Here is a 16,174-nt window from a genome sequence, read left to right as displayed (position 1 = left end):
GGAGGAGAACTCACCCCCTGCCGACGTACCGCTGTCCGCGCCGACTGACGGCGTCGATGACGACGGCGGTGAGGAGGACGAGGGCGGTGATGATCTGCTGCATATCGGAGTTGAAGCCGATGAGGTAGAGACCGTTGTTGATCGCGCCGACGACGAACGCCCCGAGGACCGCAGCCCACGCCGAACCCCGCCCGCCGAAGAGGGAGGTGCCGCCGATGACGGCAGCGGCGATCGCGTTGAGGAGGTCCTGGGTGCCCACGAGCGTCGACCCGGCGTTCGTCGTCACGCCGGCCTTGACGAAGCCGAAGAGGGCGGCGAGGACGCCGGCGGTCATGAACACGCTGATGCGCACCCACGTCACCCGGATGCCGGCGCGCCGGGCGGCTTCGACCTTGCCGCCGACAGCGTAGATCGAGCGCCCGTACCGGGTCTTGCGCAGCACGAGGTCGATGATGATCGCGATGACCATCATGAGGAAGAACGGCAGCGCGAGTCCGAAGTCCTGGTTGACGAGGATGAGGAAGCCGAAGACGATCGCTACGAGGAGGACGATGCGCACGCTGACGGCCGTCCAGCTCGGACTGTCGAGGCCCGCGGAATGCCGCCGCAGCTTCGCGTGGATGATGCCGCCGGCGAAGCCGATGACCGCGATCGCCCCGAAGACGTACGCCCAGAACGCCGGGAAGTAGTAGCTGGCGAAGTCGAAGACGAACGTGTCGGCCATCGAGAGGTTCTTCTGCGTGCCGAGCACCGTGAGCGTGAGCCCCGTGAACGCGAGCAGACCCGCAAGGGTGACGACGAACGCGGGAATCCCGACGACGGCGAAGAACCAGCCCTGGATCGCTCCGATGACGAGGCCGAGCAGGAGGATGATCGTCACCGCGACGACAGGCGGAACCCCCTGTCGGACGACGAGGACACCGAGCACCGAGGCGGCGAGACCGCCGAGCTGGGCGAGCGAGAGGTCGATCTCGCCGAGAAGGAGGATGAGGTTGATCCCGAGCGCGAGGATCGCCAGGTAGGCGACCTGGGTCGAGAGGTTGACGAGGTTCGCCGGGGAGAGGAAGTTGCTGTTCGCCGACTGGAAGACGATGACGATGACGACGAGGGCGAGGATGACGGGGAACGACCCGAGCTGGCCCTCCCGGATCCGGCGGACGAACGTCCGCACGAGCCCCTCGTCGGAGATCCGCTCGTCGGTGATGAGGGAATTGCGGGTCATCGGCGCTCACCCCTCCGCGCGGCCCGCTGGGTCACGACGTTGTCATTGGCTCCGGTGATCGCGGCGACGAGGACGTCGGTGCGCTCATCTCCCGGGAAGTCCCCGGCGTCCTTGCCCAGCCGCAGCACGTGGACACGGTCGCACACGGCTTGGACATCGGCCATGTTGTGGCTGACGAGGAGCACCCCGAGGTCACGGTCGCGGAGGCGTTCGATGAGGTTGAGCACCTCGGCGGTCTGAGCGACGCCGAGGGCGGCCGTCGGTTCGTCGAGCATGACGAGCGAGGGTTCGCCGAGGAGGGACCGGGCGATCGCCACCGTCTGGCGCTGGCCGCCGGACAGCGCGGCGATCGGCACGCGCACGCTCGGGATCTTCGCCGACAGGCTGCGCAGCAGCTCCCACGACTTCGCCTCCATCGCGACTTCGTCGAGGACGCCGCCGCGGGTGTGCTCATGACCGAGGAAGAGGTTGGCGACGACGTCGAGGTTCTCGCACAGCGCAAGGTCCTGGAACACCGTGGCCACCCCGGCCCGCTGCGCATCCTTCGGGGAGGAGAACTTCTGGGGGCGCCCGCCCATGATGAGCTCGCCGCCGTCGGCGGAGTGGACGCCGGCGATGATCTTGATGAGCGTCGACTTGCCGGCGCCGTTGTCGCCGACGAGGCCGACGACCTCGCCGCGGCCGATCGTGAGGTTGATGTCGGTGAGCGCCTGGACGGCGCCGAACCGCTTGTCGATCCCGCGCAGCTGGAGCACGGGCTGGGAAGGAGTGGACTCGGTCGTCTCCGACGCCCGCCCGGAGGCGGGCGTCGGATCGTTCGTCGCTGAGGTCATCGGGCTGGTCGGACCGTCCTACTTGATCCCGGCATCCGTGCAGAGCTTCTCATCGATGCCCGCACAGATGTCGGAGGCCTTGATCTGGTCCCCGACGATGTCCTTGATCGTGTCCTTCGTCACGACCTTCGCCTCGACGAAGTCCGTCGGGGTGTCCTTGTACGTCGCGCCGGCCTCGGGCTCCTCCCCGTTGGCCAGTGCCACCGCGGCCTTCGCGGCGTATTCGGCCTGGGGCGGGATCGACTTGTAGATCGTCGCGTACTGCTCGCCCTTGAGGATGTTCTGCAGTCCGTCGACCTCGGCGTCCTGTCCGGTGACGACGGGATCCTGCTTCGCCTTCGTCGTCGCCGCGAGCACTCCGCCGGCGGTGCCGTCGTTGGCCGCGTAGATCGCGATCGGCTTCTCACCCCCGCCCTGCAGCTGGCCCTCGACCCACTGGCGGGCGTCGTCGGGGTTCCAGTCGAGCGTGTCGTGGTTGGCGGCGATGTCGACGCCGGCGCCCTTGAGGGTCTCCTCGGCACCGGCCTTGAAGTCCGCGGCGTTGGGGTCCTTCGGATCGCCGTTGACCATCCACACAGGTCCGGACGTCGGGTCGACGCCCTTGGCCTCGAGTCCGTCGAGGAGGGCCTGGCCCTGGAGGTTGCCGATCTTCTTGTTGTCGAACGACGTGTAGTAGTCGGCTCCCTCGAAGAACCGGTCGTAGGAGACGACGGGGATCTGCTTCGCTTCGGCCTTCGCCAAGGAGGAGGAGACCGCCGAGGCGTCGACGGGGTCGAGGACGATGACGTCGACGCCCTCGGTGACCGCGGCTTCGAACTGCTGTTGCTGCTGGGTCGCGTCCTGGTTGGCGTTGCGGTACTCGACCTTTGCATCGGGGCTCGCCTCGGCGACGTACTTCTCGAAGTTCGGCTTGTCGAGGGATTCGTAGCGCGTCGTCTTCGACTCCGGCAGGAGGAGGGCGATCGTCACCGGGCCGTCACCGCCGCCGGAATCGGCGGCCTCGTTGCCCTGGCCCTTCTGATTGCCGCAGCCGCTGAGCGCGAGGGCGGAGATCGCGACTGCGGCGCCGAGCACCGCGAGCCGGCGCGGCTTCCTCAGCGAGGAGGGCACGGCGGTGAGAGACGATTTCTGTGCGTGTGACTGGGGGCGGAACCTGCGCATTCGCGAAACCTTTCATCATTCTGACAACGTTGTCAGGTTGGTCAACATATTTCGCCCACCGGTGTCGTTTGTCAACCATCTGTGCGGCGATTCCTCTGTCGCGTCGACTCAGCGCTCGGTGACCTGGCGGGGTGACTCCTCACCGCTGCCGCGGCGGATGAGGTGGACGCGGGCGAATGCAGCGGTGTCGCCTCGCGCCTCGGTGCCCCGCCCGGCCCCACGCTCCGGCACGCCCCCGTCGAGGAGCCGGACCGCCTCGGCGGACATCGCATCGATGTCGGCGTCGACGACGGTGACGTCGAGCAGATCCGCGCCGGGGAAGTCGTCGATCCCGACGACGGCCGGCCACTGGTCGAGGCGGCGACTGGCGTCGATCGCGCCCTTCGTCACGGTCGCCGAGAGCGTGATGAGCGCAGTCGGAGCGGCCCGGGAGCCGAGGAGGGCGGCGACGACGTTCTTCGCGCTCGCCTGGTCGTGCGCATCCTCGTCGAGGAAGGCCCGCCACCCGATGTCGCCGCGATCGCCGAGGACCTCACGGATGCCGGCGAGCCGGCGCTTCTGCGATTCGAGGTGGGCCCGGTCTCCGATGACGCCGATGCTGATGTGACCGTGGCGCACGAGCTGTTCGGCAGCGCGCCGTCCGGCGTCGACATCGTCGGCGGCGAGCGTGACGATTCCCGGCCCCGTGACCGCCGGGTCGAGGGAGACGACGGCCATCTCACCGGTCTTCGCCGCGGCGGGACCCCGGGAGATCGTCGCGTAGATGCTCGCCGACTCCGGCTGGGAGCAGACGACGCAGATGCCCGACATGTCACCGCTGAGGCATTCGTCGACGAAGGTGCGTTCGAGCTCCGCGTCTCCCCCGGTGACGGTGACGACGGTCCGCAGCCCCCGCTCGGCCAGGTCGGCTTCGAGCCGCGCGAGGAGGCGGACCTGGAGGGGGTCGTCCATGTCGGAGAGGACGACCCCGATGTAGGGCGAGCGGCTGCCTTCGCGCAGGCGCCGGGCCGCGGAGTTGAGGCGGAAGCCGAGCTCCTCGGCGGCCGTCTCGACCTTCGCGGCCGTGGCGCTGGCGACGTGCTTCTCCCCGTTGAGCACCCGGGACGCGGTCTTGATGCTCACACCGGCGCGTTCGGCGACCGTGGCCAGTGTCGGCCGGTCGTTCTGCTTGCCCATGTGTGCGCCTTCGAAACGGTCCGGTGCCTCGACCCCGGCGACCGCCCCGGAATGGGCGGCCGTGGGATCGATATTAGCGGCACCGCCGAACCCCGCCCAGCGTCACCGCGCGGGATCAGCGTACGGGTCCCCGCGCGGGATCAGCGCCCCACCGGGTTGCGCATGGTGCCGGCGAAGATCAGCGAGTCGGCTTGGTTGCCGATGTCGACCATCTCCTTCGTGTTGCGCAGCTGCAGCCGGTTGAGGCACGAATGCTTGAACCGCGGCGCCCGCAGATCGATGTCGCCGGCGATGCCGCGTGCCGCCTCGGCCTTCTCTCCCTGATAGGCGTCGAGCACCTCGGCGACGAGCGCCCAGAACCGGGAGGCCTCGAGCAGTCCGTCGACGTCGAGGATCCCCGCCAGGTGCCGCAGCACCCCGTCGAAGACATCGGTGAAGATCGCGAGCGCTTTCTCCTCACCGGGAACGACCGCGCGGATCCGCTCGACGGCGGGCGGCAGCTTCCCCTCGCCGAGGTAGGCGACCTCCTCGCCGATGTCCTTCATGAAGACCCCGGTGACGACATCGGCGTCGAGGATGAGGATGAGATTCTCCCCGTGCGGCATGAACACGAGATCATGAGCGAGCAGCCCGTGGACGAGCGGCTGCAGATACGCCCCCAGGTAGGCCCGCACCCAGTCCTCCGCACCCAGACCCGACCGGCGGATGAGGTGGGAGACGAGGGATTCGCCGAGGTGGTCGCGGTGAAGCAGGGCCGCCATCGTCATCGTCCGCTGGCCGTCGGTGAGCAGCGGCAGCGGGTTCTCCCGCCACAGCCCGGCGAGCATCTTCCGGTGCGGGTTCGTCGCACGGGTGCGGTGGTAGACGTCGCCGGTGTAGCCGATCGCGCTGCGTTCGCGCAGCAGACGGAACCCGGAGGCGGCGAACGCGGGGTCACCGTCGACGAGGCGAGCGACCCAGTCGTTGATCGCGGGGGTGTCGCGCATATAGGTCGGCGAGAGTCCGCGGAGGAACCCCATGTTCTGCACCGCGAGCGCGACCTTGACATACGGCGCGCCCGGTCGCGAATGGTTGAAGAACGTCCGCAGCGACTGCTGCGCCTGGTGTTCGTCGAGGCCGGGCCCGAGCGGGATGAGTCCGCCGCGGGCGATGTCGGCGGCGAACGTGATCGCCAGCCGGTGGTCGGCCTGCCACGGATGGATCGGCATGAGGTGCACGTCCTCGAGGCGCCTGCCGGCGGCGGCGAGGCGGCTGCCGAAGAGCTCGCGTTCGTCGTCGCTGAGCGCCCACCTGAGGTGGTCGTCCTCATCGAGTCCGTCGCTGAGCGCCAGGTGCGACTGCTCCCGGTCGACGGCGACCCATTCGAGGCGGTTGCGTGTGCCGGTCTCCGGCGCCCACCTGCGGTAGTCGCGCAGTCCGAATCCGATGCGCCCGTTGTTCGCGATGAAGCCGGGGTGGCCTTCGGTCATCGCCGCCTCGATCGTCTGGAAGTCGGCATCGGCGAGCGCCGCGGAATCCGGGCGCTCACCCCTGCGCGCCGCGGTGAGCTTGAACGCGCTGCCGGCCACCGTCGAGGCGAGTTCCTCGAGGTACGTCGAGATGAGGTCCTCGGGCACGCCGAGGCTGTCCTGGAGTTCGAGGACGAACTCCTGCGCATCGAGGTTGACCGCCCGCCCGTCCCGGAACCGCGTGATGCTCGCTTCGTCGATGACCCAGTGCTCGAGCGGGAGGACGCGCGCCTCGAACGTGTAGTGGATGACGGGGGCACCCGAGTGGTCATCCAGCTCGCTTCCCGGGTCGTCGGGGTCGGCCGGGATCACCAGCATCCAGGCGTGCTCGCCGGCCTCAGCGTTCTGGCTGGGGGCGATGAGCCGTTCGTGGGCGAACTCGGCGATCGCCTTCGCGACGAGATAGCGGCTCACCACGGCGAACGTCTCAGGAGTGAGGTGGGCATAGTCGTCCTGCGTGAGATGCTCGGGGTCGCTCCCGCCCTTCCCGGTGCCACCGGCTCCGGCGAGGAGCCGCCCGAGGCGGCTGGTCGCGAAGTCAGAGCGGGTGCACGTGCTCACGAGCGCGGTCTTCGTCGCCTCCCCCAGCGGCACCTCCGCCTCGGCGATGACGCGGAAGCCGGCGGCCGCGTTCTTCGCGTGGATCGCCGCATTCCCGACGTCGGGTTCGACGACGACGCGGCTGGCCCCGCGTCCGCCCTGCGCATGCGGGCGCAGGCAGAAGTCGATGACGCGCGCCATGACGGCGTCGGTGAGGCCGCGGCGGGGCCGGCCCTGCGGTGGGGCGATGAGGAGGTGCATCCCGATGTCGCCGGGCTCCTCGGCGACGACAGCGGTGGGGATGAGCAGCGACGGCGCATAGGTTTCGACGTAGAAGGCAGGCTCCCCGTCGATGAGCCCGATCCAGCCGTTCTCATCCGGTGAGGAGCGGATCGCCTCGAGGTAGGACCGCACGGCCTGCCGGTCGAAGTCGGTCATCTGCCAGAAGTGCGAACGCGGGTGGGTCAGCCAGGCGTGGACCTCCTCGGCGTGGCCCTTCGGGTCGAGCGGAACGATCGAGATCGACCGGGCGATCTCGGCGGCTCCGGCATCCCCTGCCGCGGGCAGCGTGGTCGCGGCAGGTCCGCTCGCCGCAGTTCCGGTCGTGCGGCTGGTGTCGGTCGTCGGGCAGGTGTCGAGGTCAGTGCCTGCACCGGCATCGTCCATCGTGTCGGTCGTCGTCGCGGTGCTCATGCGTGGGTCATCTCCTTCGTGGGGACGGATGCGTCGGCGGCGTGCGCGGTCTCCTCGGTGGGGCGGCCTGGCTCGGCGGCCGCCTCGGTGCCGGGTACCCCGAAGGTCTGGAATGCGATCGACCGCTCGATGGGATAGGGTTCACGGCCTGTGACCCGGGAGAGCACCACGGAGGCCCGCCACGGTCCGAAACCGAGGTCGGGCCCGGTGACGCCGTGAGTGTGCTCCTCGATGCCGAGGGCGTGGATCGTGCCGGCCGCATTGACGGTGTAGTCGCGGCTGATGTCGAGGCGCCCCTCCCGGTCGCGGCGGATCTCCGAGCCCAGCGGACCGAGGAACGCCGGGACACCGGCGCGGTACCCGGTGGCGGCGACGACGGCGCCGGCCGCCCGGGTGAAGGTCTGCCCGAGCACAGGGCTGCGGAAGGTCAGCGCGTACCCGGCGGCCGCCTCGGCGGGACGGGCGGAGATGAGCTCCGCATCGGTGACGAGGGTCGTCAGGAGTCGCCGACCGCCGCGGCTGAGCCGGTAGAGCGTGTCGTGGATGTCGTCGATGAGGTCCGCGCTGATGCCCTTGTAGAGGCTGCGCTGCTCGCGTCCGATGCGTCCGCGCAGGTCATCGGGCAGGGCGCGGAAGTGGTCGGTGTACTCCGGTGACGTCATCTCCAGGGTGAGCTTCGTGTACTCCATCGGAAAGAACCGGGGCGAGCGGGTGATCCAGTCGACGCTCACCCCGCGGTCCTCGGCGTCCTCGATGAGGTCCCGGTAGATCTCCGCGGCGGACTGTCCGCTGCCGACGATCGTCACCGACCCCGCCGCGAGCAGCCGCTCACGGTTGGCCAGGTAGTCCGCGGTGTGGATGACGGGGCCGTTGCCGGCCGCTTCGGCGTCACCGCTGGTCAGGGCCTGCAGCGCCGGGGGAAGGACCGGTGCGGTGCCGACGCCGAGAACGACGTGCTTCGCGCGGTAGGTCTCGGTGTCGACGATCCGACCGGAGGCGTCGGTCACCTCGGCGATGATCCGGTAGATGCCGCCGTCATTGGTCACCGAGGTGACCGTGCGGTTCCAGCGCAGCGTCCTCAGCTGGGCGGCCACCCACCGGCAGTACTCGTCGTATTCGGCACGCAGCGGGTAGAAGGATTCGCGGATGAAGAACGGGTAGAGGCGCTCGCGGTCCTTGAGGAACTGGAGGAACGAGTACGGCGATGTGGGATCGGCCATGGTCACGAGGTCGGCGAGGAAGGGCACCTGGATGGTCGCGCCTTCGATCATCATGCCCGGATGCCAGCGGAACTCCGCGCGCTGGTCGAGGAAGACGGCGTCGACGTCGGGCAGCGGATCGGACAGGGCGGCGAGCCCGAGTCCGAAGGGCCCGATGCCGATGCCGACGATGTCGTGGATGTGGGTGTCGTCGTCGTGTGCGCCAGGGCTGTGCGCGTCGTCGTGCACGCCAAGGTTATGCGCGTCGTGGACGTGCACGCCAGGGTCGTGCGGGTCGTAGTCGTGTGAGTAGTCGTCGCGTGTGGGGGACGGCGGTGCGGGTGTCACTGAGTGCTGAGCAGTCATGAGCGTTCGTTGCCTCCTTCGTCTGCGTCCCGGGTCAACCCGGATGCATTAGGGAAACCTACCCTAAGTAAGACGAAAAGTGCTGAGCGAAAGCCCAGGTCAGAGGACTACAGGCGTGACTGCCGGGTGCCGGAGAGGTGCCATCGGGCGCGAGCGCGCGCGGATCGCGACGGTCACGGCCACGTCGAGAACCGCCCGAGAATTCGTCGTGTGATGCTCATCACAGACAACGGCTGCGACCCCCGAACCCGGGGGGCGCAGCCGTTCGTCGATGTCGTCGCGTGGACCGCGAAGCAGGGCGCATCCGCACCGTGAGTCGGACCGCGGCCCCACCTCGGTGAGGGCCGCTCACAAGCTCACTGTGCTCAGCCGCTCACTGTGCTCAGCCGCTCACTGCGACCAGACGCTCACTTCGAGACGTAGTTCGGTGCCTCGACGGTCATCTGGATGTCGTGCGGGTGGCTCTCCTTGAGCCCAGCAGTCGTCAGGCGGACGAACTTGCCCTTGGCCTTGAGCTCGTCGATCGTGCGGGCGCCGACGTAGAACATCGTCTGGCGCAGTCCGCCGGTGAGCTGGTGGGCGACCTGCTTGAGGTGTCCGCGGTAGGCGACGCGGCCTTCGATGCCCTCGGGGATGAGCTCGGTGTCGGTGGCGATGTCGGCCTGGAAGTAGCGGTCCTTCGAGTACGACTTGCCCTTGCGGGGGGCCATCGCGCCGAGCGAGCCCATGCCGCGGTAGGCCTTGTACTGCTTGCCGTTGACGAAGATCAGCTCGCCCGGGGACTCGTCGCAGCCGGCGAGAAGCGAGCCGAGCATGACGGTGTCGGCACCGGCGACGAGCGCCTTGCCGATGTCACCGGAGTACTGGAGGCCGCCGTCGCCGATGACCGGGACGCCGGCGGCGCGGGCGGCCTGGGCGGCGAGGTGGATGGCGGTGACCTGCGGGACGCCGACACCGGCGACGACGCGGGTCGTGCAGATCGATCCCGGTCCGACGCCGACCTTGACGGCGTCGACTCCGGCGTCGATGAGTGCCTGCGCGCCCTCCTGCGTGGCGACGTTGCCGCCGATGATCTGGACGTGGGAGAACGCCGGGTCGGCCTTGATCGTCTTGATCATGTCGGTCACGCCGCGGGCGTGGCCGTTCGCGGTGTCGACGACGAGGACGTCGACGCCCGCCTCGGCGAGGAGACCGGCGCGATCGTAGGCGTCACCGTAGAAGCCGACGGCCGCGCCGACGCGCAGACGGCCCTCGGCGTCCTTCGTCGCGAGCGGGTACTCCTCGGTCTTGACGAAGTCCTTGACGGTGATGAGGCCCTTGATGACGTTGTTCTCGTCGACGAGCGGGAGCTTCTCGACCTTGTTGTCGGCGAGGAGTTCGAACGCCTTCTCGGGTGCGACGCCGACGGGGGCAGTGACGATCGGCATCGGGGTCATCGTCTCGGCGACGGTGCGCGTGGGGAATTCGCTGCGGGAGACGAAGCGGAGGTCGCGGTTGGTGACGATGCCGAGCAGCACATCGTTCTCGTCGACGACGGGCAGACCGGAGATGCGGTAGCGACCGCAGAGTTCGTCGAGCTCCTCGAGCGTCTTCTCCGGCGTGATCGTCAGGGGGTCGTTGATCATCCCGGACTCGGACCGCTTGACGTAGTCGACCTGGTCGGCCTGGTCTTCCTTCGACAGGTTGCGGTGGATGATGCCGAGTCCTCCGATGCGGGCCATGGCGATGGCCATCCGCGATTCGGTGACGGTGTCCATGGCCGCGGAGACGAGCGGGATGTTGAGCTCGATCTCCTTGGTCAGGCGCGTCGTCGTCGAGGCTTCCGAGGGAATGACGTCGGTGTCGCCGGGCAGGAGCAGAACGTCGTCATACGTGAGCCCAGTGAGAGAGAACGGATCGTTTGCGGGCTCGAGGTTCCCCATGAGACCAGCCTTTCGACGCGGAGAGATCAGTTGATCAATGGTATCGAAGCGGCATGTGGACGATCCACAGTTTCAACTGCCGCGGGCTGTGAGAATGGACACCCCGCCGAGGCGGTCGGACGGGTGCCCTGGTCAGCCCGCCGAGGCGGTCGGACGGGTGTCCTGGTCAGCTCACCGAGGCGGTCGGGACGGTGCCCGCCCCAGCCTCAGCGGCCGGCGCCGACGGAGCGGGCGAGGTCGAGCGTCGAGGCCTCGGAGTCGTCGAGGTGGATGCGCAGCAGCCCTTCGGCGCCCTGTCGGTCGCCCGATTTGATCTTCTCGAGGATGTCGCGGTGCGGGTTCGCCCAGTGCGAATGGTATTTGCCCGGCTCCGGGGAGCGGGAGAACGTCGTCGACAGCCGCGCCATGAGGTTGAGGTAGAACTCGTCGAGCAGCGGCGAGCCGAGCAGACCGACGATCGCCCGGTGGAACGAGGCCGAGTGCTCCTGGGCATCGGCCCAGCTCTCGTTCTCCGGGGCGGTCTCGGCGCGGACGACGGAGGCCTCGACAGCGGCCATCGCCTCGTCGGAGGCGTCCTGGGATTCCTGGACGGCGCGGATCTCGAAGACCCGGCGGGCCCGGTAGAGATCCTTGAGCTCGTCGATGCCGAAGGTGCGGACGAAGAAGCCGCGGTTGGGCTCCTGGGTGAGCAGGCCGGCGTGACGGAGCAGGCTGAGGGACTCGCGGGCGGTATTGCGCGAGACGTTGAATTCCTTCGCGAGCGCACCATCGCGCACCGGTGACCCCGCAGGGTACTCACCGTTCGTGATTCGGGTCCGGACCAGGGCGACGATCGCCTCAGAGGTGCATCCGGGGGCGTTGGGACTCATACCTCCAGGCTACCGTGTCCGTCTCATTTCCGCGTCGCCGACCCACTACGCCTGCCGCATCCCCTGTCCCGTGCGGTCGAGGTCGAGCCCGGTCTCGAAGTGCCGGAGGCTGCCGGTCAGCGGGTCGGTGAAGTCGATCATCGCGGCGAGCAGCTGGAGCGGTGCGGAGAAGTCGTAGGGGTCGGGGCTGCGATCGACCGGGTAGACCGGATCGCCGAGCAGCGGCAGCCCGAGGGCGTTCATGTGCACGCGCAGCTGATGGGTCTTGCCGGTGAGGGGTGCGAGCCGGTATTCGCTCACCCGTCCGGTCCCGCGGCCGTGGGATTCGATCTCGCCGAGGTGGTCGATCCGGCTGATCGCATTGACCTCCCCGGGCACCTCGATGACCTGCCGGCCCCCGGCGGGCTTGTGGAGGCGGGTGCGCCGTTCGAGGGGGAAGGACAGGTCGGCGGGCGGGGTGGGCGCGAGCGCCCGGTACGTCTTCGTCACCTGCCGGTCCTGGAAGAGCCGCTGGTAGCGGCCGCGGGTCGCCGGCCGCTTCGAGAGGATGAGGAGGCCGGCGGTGATGCGGTCGAGGCGGTGGATGGCGACGAGGTCGGGCTGGTCGAGGTCGACGCGGAGTCGGGTGACGACGCATTCGCGGACGAAGCGGCCGTTGGGAGTGCTCGCGAGGAAGTGCGGCTTGTCGACGACGAGGAGGTCCTCGTCCTCGAAGACGATCGCCACCTCGTAGGGAATCCGCGCCTCGGCGGGCACCGGTCGGTGGAAGAAGTAGAAGCCGCCGGGATCGACGGGATCACCCCAGGCCACCGGCCTGCCGGCGGCATCGCTGAGCTGACCGGGAATGAGGTCGCCCCCGTCACGCGGGGCAGAGTGGTGGCGTTCGTCGGCCGCGGCGCGCAGACCCTCGAGCTCGGTCGTCGACCGGGCGACCAGGCTGCGGAGCTCGAGGTCGGTGGCGTGAGGGAATTCGGATACCAGCCAGGCGCCGATCGAGGTGGGCACGGGCAGGTGGGCCTTGTCATGGGTGGCCAGACCCCCGGGCGCCCGCAGCGACGTTGCCGAGATGCCGTCTCGGGGCGGAAGGGGGCTGCGGGGCATGGTGCCCAGTCTACGAGGCGGAGATACCCGGGCGCCCTGCGGAGGCCTGCGGGGTCACGGTGAGGGCACCGTCGCGGGGCACTGCGGTCAGCGCTGCCCGGGAGAACGCGGAGACGCGGTCGACGATCCATTCGACTTCGAGCGGGTTCGGGGTGCTCCGGGCCGGATCGAGGAGGTCGACGACGTTCTCGCTGACGGCTCCGACAAGCGATCGGGCGAAGAGCTCGGTGGGGAATTCGGGGCCGAGGCAGCGCATGAGCGCCGTGGAGATCGCGGCGACGAATCCGCGGCGCAGGGCACGGCGCTGGGCTTGGATGGGTTCGGGAACCTCTTCGAGGAGGAGAGCGTAGGCCAGCCCGCGGCCGGCGACCGCTCGGCGGATGAAGACGTCGACGACGGCCCCGACGACGGCCTCGGGCGTCGAGCACGCGTCGACCGCCTCGGTGATGACCGTGAGCTCACGTCCGGCGGCAGCGGCGAACACCGACGCCAGGAGCTCGTCGCGGTCGTCGAAGCAGCTGTCGATGACCCCCGTGGTGCACGACGCGGCGTGGGCGACGGCGGGGACGGTCGCGGCGGCGAACCCGCCGTCGGCGACGACGAAGCGCGCCGCATGTTCGATGCGTGCGCGCCGCTGCGCGGTGTTGGCACGACTTCGGGCAGTCTCCAGGTGGGCCACAGCGCCCCTCTCTCGCAAAGGTGAATGAATATTCAACCGTTGACGAGTATGGCACCCCTCACATGATGAATCAACGGAGGGCCTGTGACCTCGGGGTTTGCCCGCGGCCGACCCTGCCCCGCCTTCCTGGAGCGCGAATTCACGTTGCCGGAGGCCGATCTCGCGCTCCTGTGGTCTACTGGGGCCATGGATGATGCGACGCGCACGATCTCCCGACTCATCGACCGCTCCCCCGCCGCGGTGGCCGCGTACGCCGGCGACCCGGCGAACCTGCCGGCGTGGGCGGCGGGGCTGAGCTCGGGAATCCGGCTTGAGGGAGGGCGCTGGATCACCGACTCCCCGATGGGCACGGTCGAAGTCCGGTTCACCGGCGATCGGAGTGCCGGCGTCCTCGACCACGACGTCGTGTTCCCCGACGGCACGGTCAATCACAATCCCTTCCGGGTCCTCCCCCACGGCGAGGTCAGCGAGGTCGCCTTCACCGTCGTCCACCGCGCGGGGATGAGCGCTGCGGACGTCGACCGCGACGCGGCGGCGGTGGCCGCCGACCTCGATCGGCTCGCCGCGATCCTCGAAGCGGACTGAAACGCACGAATGGCCCGGAACGCAGTGTTCCGGGCCATTCGCGGTGTCCTCGGGCCGACCGGGCCGTCAGGCTGCTCGAGCCTGCGGTGATCCGATCAGCCCGTGAGGGGACGGGTCGGGGAGGTCAGTCCTCGTCCTCGTCGTCCTTCTTCTCGACGACCAGGGTCTCGGTGGTGAGCACCAGGGCCGCGATCGACGCTGCGTTGCGCAGAGCCGAACGGGTGACCTTGACCGGGTCGATGATGCCTGCGGAGATGAGGTCGCCGTAGGAGTCGGTGGCGGCGTTGTATCCCTGGCCGGACTCGAGGTCCTGCACCTTGGAGACGACGACGTAGCCGTCCTGGCCGGCGTTCTCGGCGATCCAGCGCAGGGGCTGGACGATTCCGCGCTTGACGATCTCCACACCGGTGGCACCGTCGTAGTCGAGACCGAAGTCCTTGCCGTCGAGCACCTTGGCGGCGTGGATGAGTGCCGAACCGCCACCGGCGACGACACCTTCCTCGATGGCCGCACGGGTCGCGGACACGGCGTCTTCGACGCGGTGCTTGCGCTCCTTGAGCTCCACCTCGGTGGCGGCGCCGACCTTGATGACCGCAACGCCACCGGAGAGCTTGGCCAAGCGCTCCTGCAGCTTCTCACGATCCCAGTCGGAGTCGGTGTTCTCGATCTCGGAGCGGATCTGGGCGACGCGCCCGGCCACTGCGTCATCGGCACCGGCACCATCGACGATGGTGGTGGTGTCCTTGGTGACGGTGATCGTGCGGGCGTTGCCGAGCTCGTCGAGGGTGACCTGGTCGAGCTTCATGCCCATGTCCGGGGTGACGACCTGACCACCGGTGAGGACGGCGAGGTCCTCGAGGATGGCCTTGCGGCGGTCACCGAAACCGGGAGCCTTGACGGCGCAGACGTTGAGGATGCCGCGCAGCTTGTTGACCACCAGCGTCGACAGCGCTTCGCCCTCGATGTCCTCGGCGATGATGAACAGCGGCTTGCCGGCCTGCTGCACCTTCTCGAGGACGGGCAGGAGCTCCTGGATGTTGGAGATCTTGCCCTGGTTGATGAGGATGAGCGCATCGGACAGGATGGCTTCCTGGCGGTCGGCGTCGGTGACGAAGTGCGGGGACAGGTAGCCCTTGTCGAACTGCATGCCCTCGGTGATCTCCAGCTCCACGTCGGAAGCCTGGGATTCGTCGATGGTGATGACGCCGTCCTTGCCGACCTTGTCGAAGGCATCGGCGATGAGCGAGCCGATCTCCTCGGACTGGGCGGACAGACCGGCCACGTGGGCGATCTCCTCGGAACCGGCGACATCGCGGGAGATGGAGCCGAGTTCGTCCGAGACGGCCTCGACGGCGGTCTCGATGCCGCGCTTGAGCGCGCCGGGGGCGGCACCTGCGGCGACATTGCGCAGACCTTCGTTGACGAAGGCCTGAGCCAGGACGGTCGCGGTGGTGGTTCCGTCACCGGCGATGTCGTTGGTCTTGGTGGCGACTTCCTTGGCCAGCTGTGCGCCGAGGTTCTCGTAGGGATCGTCGAGCTCGACCTCACGCGCGATGGTGACACCATCGTTCGTGATCGTGGGGGCGCCCCACTTCTTGTCGAGAACGACGTTGCGTCCGCGGGGTCCCAGGGTCACCTTGACGGTGTCAGCGAGAGTGTTGACACCCTTTTCGAGTGAACGACGGGCCTCGTCGTTGAATTCCAGATTCTTAGGCATTCGTCCTCCTGTTCTCTAAGCGTTGTTCAGGTGGATTCAGCCGATGACGGCGAGCACGTCGCGCGCCGAGAGAACGAGGTACTCTTCGCCGGCGTACTTGACTTCGGTGCCGCCGTACTTCGAGTAGATGACCTTGTCGCCGACAGCGACGTCGACGGGAACGCGGTTGCCGTTGTCAGCAACGCGGCCGGGGCCCACTGCGACGACTTCGCCTTCCTGCGGCTTCTCCTTGGCGGTATCGGGAATGACCAGACCGCTGGCAGTGGTCTGCTCGGCTTCGACCTGACGGATGACGATCCGATCTTCGAGTGGCTTGATGGAGACCGACATATCGGGCTCTCTCCCTTCGCTGGGTGAATAACTTGCGTGAAGTCAGACGGCGGCGGCTGCCTGAGGAACCTCTCGTCGTCGCGGGTGCCGAGGAGTTCGACCGTCTTCATGAAACTGGCACTCACTGAGCGTCAGTGCTAATTCGACTCTATGACTCCTTTAGCACTCGGTCAACTCGAGTGCCAAAGAATTGTCACGCTCTCGGCGAAAGCTCAGGGTGAGGGGAAGGCCGCTTGGCGTCGGGGCGGGGAGGCCGCCTCGGCGAGGGTGCCG

13 protein-coding genes are annotated in these 16,174 nt (G+C 68.5%); 1 reads left to right on the top strand and 12 read right to left on the bottom strand.

The features are described from left to right. Positions 1 to 10: 10 nt before the first annotated feature. From J9315_RS04250 to J9315_RS04205, 10 genes are all read right to left on the bottom strand, one after another. Positions 11 to 1,222 (bottom strand): ABC transporter permease, encoded by a 1,212-nt coding sequence (locus J9315_RS04250; RefSeq protein ID WP_211978858.1) that lies wholly within the window; start codon positions 1,220 to 1,222, stop codon positions 11 to 13. Then, on the bottom strand, positions 1,219 to 2,055 hold the full coding sequence (locus J9315_RS04245) for an ATP-binding cassette domain-containing protein (protein WP_211978857.1): 837 nt from the start codon (positions 2,053 to 2,055) through the stop codon (positions 1,219 to 1,221). The genes J9315_RS04250 and J9315_RS04245 overlap by 4 nt, the downstream gene beginning before the upstream one ends. A gap of 18 nt (positions 2,056 to 2,073) precedes the next feature. Continuing rightward, positions 2,074 to 3,216 carry a substrate-binding domain-containing protein gene (locus J9315_RS04240; RefSeq protein WP_211978856.1) on the bottom strand — a complete coding sequence of 381 codons (1,143 nt, stop codon included), beginning with the start codon at positions 3,214 to 3,216 and terminating at the stop codon, positions 2,074 to 2,076. 108 nt (positions 3,217 to 3,324) lie between these two features. Then, positions 3,325 to 4,392 (bottom strand): LacI family DNA-binding transcriptional regulator, encoded by a 1,068-nt coding sequence (locus tag J9315_RS04235; protein WP_211978855.1) that lies wholly within the window; start codon positions 4,390 to 4,392, stop codon positions 3,325 to 3,327. Positions 4,393 to 4,532: 140 nt separating this feature from the next. Continuing rightward, entirely contained in the window at positions 4,533 to 7,133 is a 2,601-nt protein-coding gene (locus tag J9315_RS04230) for a GNAT family N-acetyltransferase (RefSeq protein ID WP_249121021.1), read from the bottom strand. After that, complete coding sequence (locus tag J9315_RS04225) at positions 7,130 to 8,698, bottom strand: SidA/IucD/PvdA family monooxygenase (RefSeq protein WP_211978854.1); 1,569 nt, start codon at positions 8,696 to 8,698, stop codon at positions 7,130 to 7,132. Before J9315_RS04225 ends, J9315_RS04230 begins: the two co-directional genes overlap by 4 nt. Positions 8,699 to 9,105: 407 nt before the next feature. Further along, positions 9,106 to 10,620 carry an IMP dehydrogenase gene (guaB, locus tag J9315_RS04220; protein ID WP_211978853.1) on the bottom strand — a complete coding sequence of 505 codons (1,515 nt, stop codon included), beginning with the start codon at positions 10,618 to 10,620 and terminating at the stop codon, positions 9,106 to 9,108. 206 nt (positions 10,621 to 10,826) lie between these two features. Next, positions 10,827 to 11,489 carry a GntR family transcriptional regulator gene (locus J9315_RS04215; RefSeq protein ID WP_198499441.1) on the bottom strand — a complete coding sequence of 221 codons (663 nt, stop codon included), beginning with the start codon at positions 11,487 to 11,489 and terminating at the stop codon, positions 10,827 to 10,829. A 45-nt stretch (positions 11,490 to 11,534) separates the two neighbouring features. Then, positions 11,535 to 12,590, bottom strand: coding sequence for a pseudouridine synthase (locus J9315_RS04210; protein ID WP_198499442.1), 1,056 nt, complete (start codon positions 12,588 to 12,590; stop codon positions 11,535 to 11,537). Between the two features lie 10 nt (positions 12,591 to 12,600). Continuing rightward, positions 12,601 to 13,269 carry a TetR/AcrR family transcriptional regulator gene (locus J9315_RS04205; RefSeq protein WP_198499443.1) on the bottom strand — a complete coding sequence of 223 codons (669 nt, stop codon included), beginning with the start codon at positions 13,267 to 13,269 and terminating at the stop codon, positions 12,601 to 12,603. A 186-nt stretch (positions 13,270 to 13,455) separates the two neighbouring features. Between J9315_RS04205 and J9315_RS04200 the strand changes: the two genes are divergently transcribed. Beyond that, entirely contained in the window at positions 13,456 to 13,854 is a 399-nt protein-coding gene (locus tag J9315_RS04200; protein WP_198499444.1) for an SRPBCC family protein, read from the top strand. Between the two features lie 124 nt (positions 13,855 to 13,978). Here the strand turns inward: J9315_RS04200 and groL are convergent, their stop codons facing one another. Together groL and groES are read right to left on the bottom strand one after the other, a co-directional pair. Further along, positions 13,979 to 15,571, bottom strand: coding sequence for a chaperonin GroEL (groL, locus tag J9315_RS04195; protein ID WP_137827000.1), 1,593 nt, complete (start codon positions 15,569 to 15,571; stop codon positions 13,979 to 13,981). A gap of 36 nt (positions 15,572 to 15,607) precedes the next feature. After that, positions 15,608 to 15,901: a co-chaperone GroES gene (groES, locus tag J9315_RS04190; RefSeq protein ID WP_009376237.1), complete on the bottom strand. Its 294-nt coding sequence runs from the start codon at positions 15,899 to 15,901 to the stop codon at positions 15,608 to 15,610. Positions 15,902 to 16,174 lie beyond the last annotated feature (273 nt).

The organism is Brevibacterium sp. W7.2 (genome assembly GCF_018137945.1).
Classification (GTDB): Bacteria; Actinomycetota; Actinomycetes; order Actinomycetales; family Brevibacteriaceae; genus Brevibacterium; species Brevibacterium sanguinis.
This window is presented reverse-complemented; position numbering and strand designations above follow the sequence as displayed.

Excerpts from the sequence above, each read along its gene's own strand:
- J9315_RS04250 (WP_211978858.1), bottom strand. The coding sequence starts at position 1,222 with ATGACCCGCAATTCCCTCATCACCGACGAGCGGATCTCCGACGAGGGG.
- J9315_RS04215 (WP_198499441.1), bottom strand. The coding sequence starts at position 11,489 with ATGAGTCCCAACGCCCCCGGATGCACCTCTGAGGCGATCGTCGCCCTG.
- J9315_RS04230 (WP_249121021.1), bottom strand. The coding sequence starts at position 7,133 with ATGAGCACCGCGACGACGACCGACACGATGGACGATGCCGGTGCAGGC.
- J9315_RS04245 (WP_211978857.1), bottom strand. The coding sequence starts at position 2,055 with ATGACCTCAGCGACGAACGATCCGACGCCCGCCTCCGGGCGGGCGTCG.
- J9315_RS04225 (WP_211978854.1), bottom strand. The coding sequence starts at position 8,698 with ATGACTGCTCAGCACTCAGTGACACCCGCACCGCCGTCCCCCACACGC.
- groES (WP_009376237.1), bottom strand. The coding sequence starts at position 15,901 with ATGTCGGTCTCCATCAAGCCACTCGAAGATCGGATCGTCATCCGTCAG.
- J9315_RS04240 (WP_211978856.1), bottom strand. The coding sequence starts at position 3,216 with ATGCGCAGGTTCCGCCCCCAGTCACACGCACAGAAATCGTCTCTCACC.
- J9315_RS04200 (WP_198499444.1), top strand. The coding sequence starts at position 13,456 with ATGGATGATGCGACGCGCACGATCTCCCGACTCATCGACCGCTCCCCC.
- guaB (WP_211978853.1), bottom strand. The coding sequence starts at position 10,620 with ATGGGGAACCTCGAGCCCGCAAACGATCCGTTCTCTCTCACTGGGCTC.
- J9315_RS04235 (WP_211978855.1), bottom strand. The coding sequence starts at position 4,392 with ATGGGCAAGCAGAACGACCGGCCGACACTGGCCACGGTCGCCGAACGC.
- J9315_RS04210 (WP_198499442.1), bottom strand. The coding sequence starts at position 12,590 with ATGCCCCGCAGCCCCCTTCCGCCCCGAGACGGCATCTCGGCAACGTCG.
- groL (WP_137827000.1), bottom strand. The coding sequence starts at position 15,571 with ATGCCTAAGAATCTGGAATTCAACGACGAGGCCCGTCGTTCACTCGAA.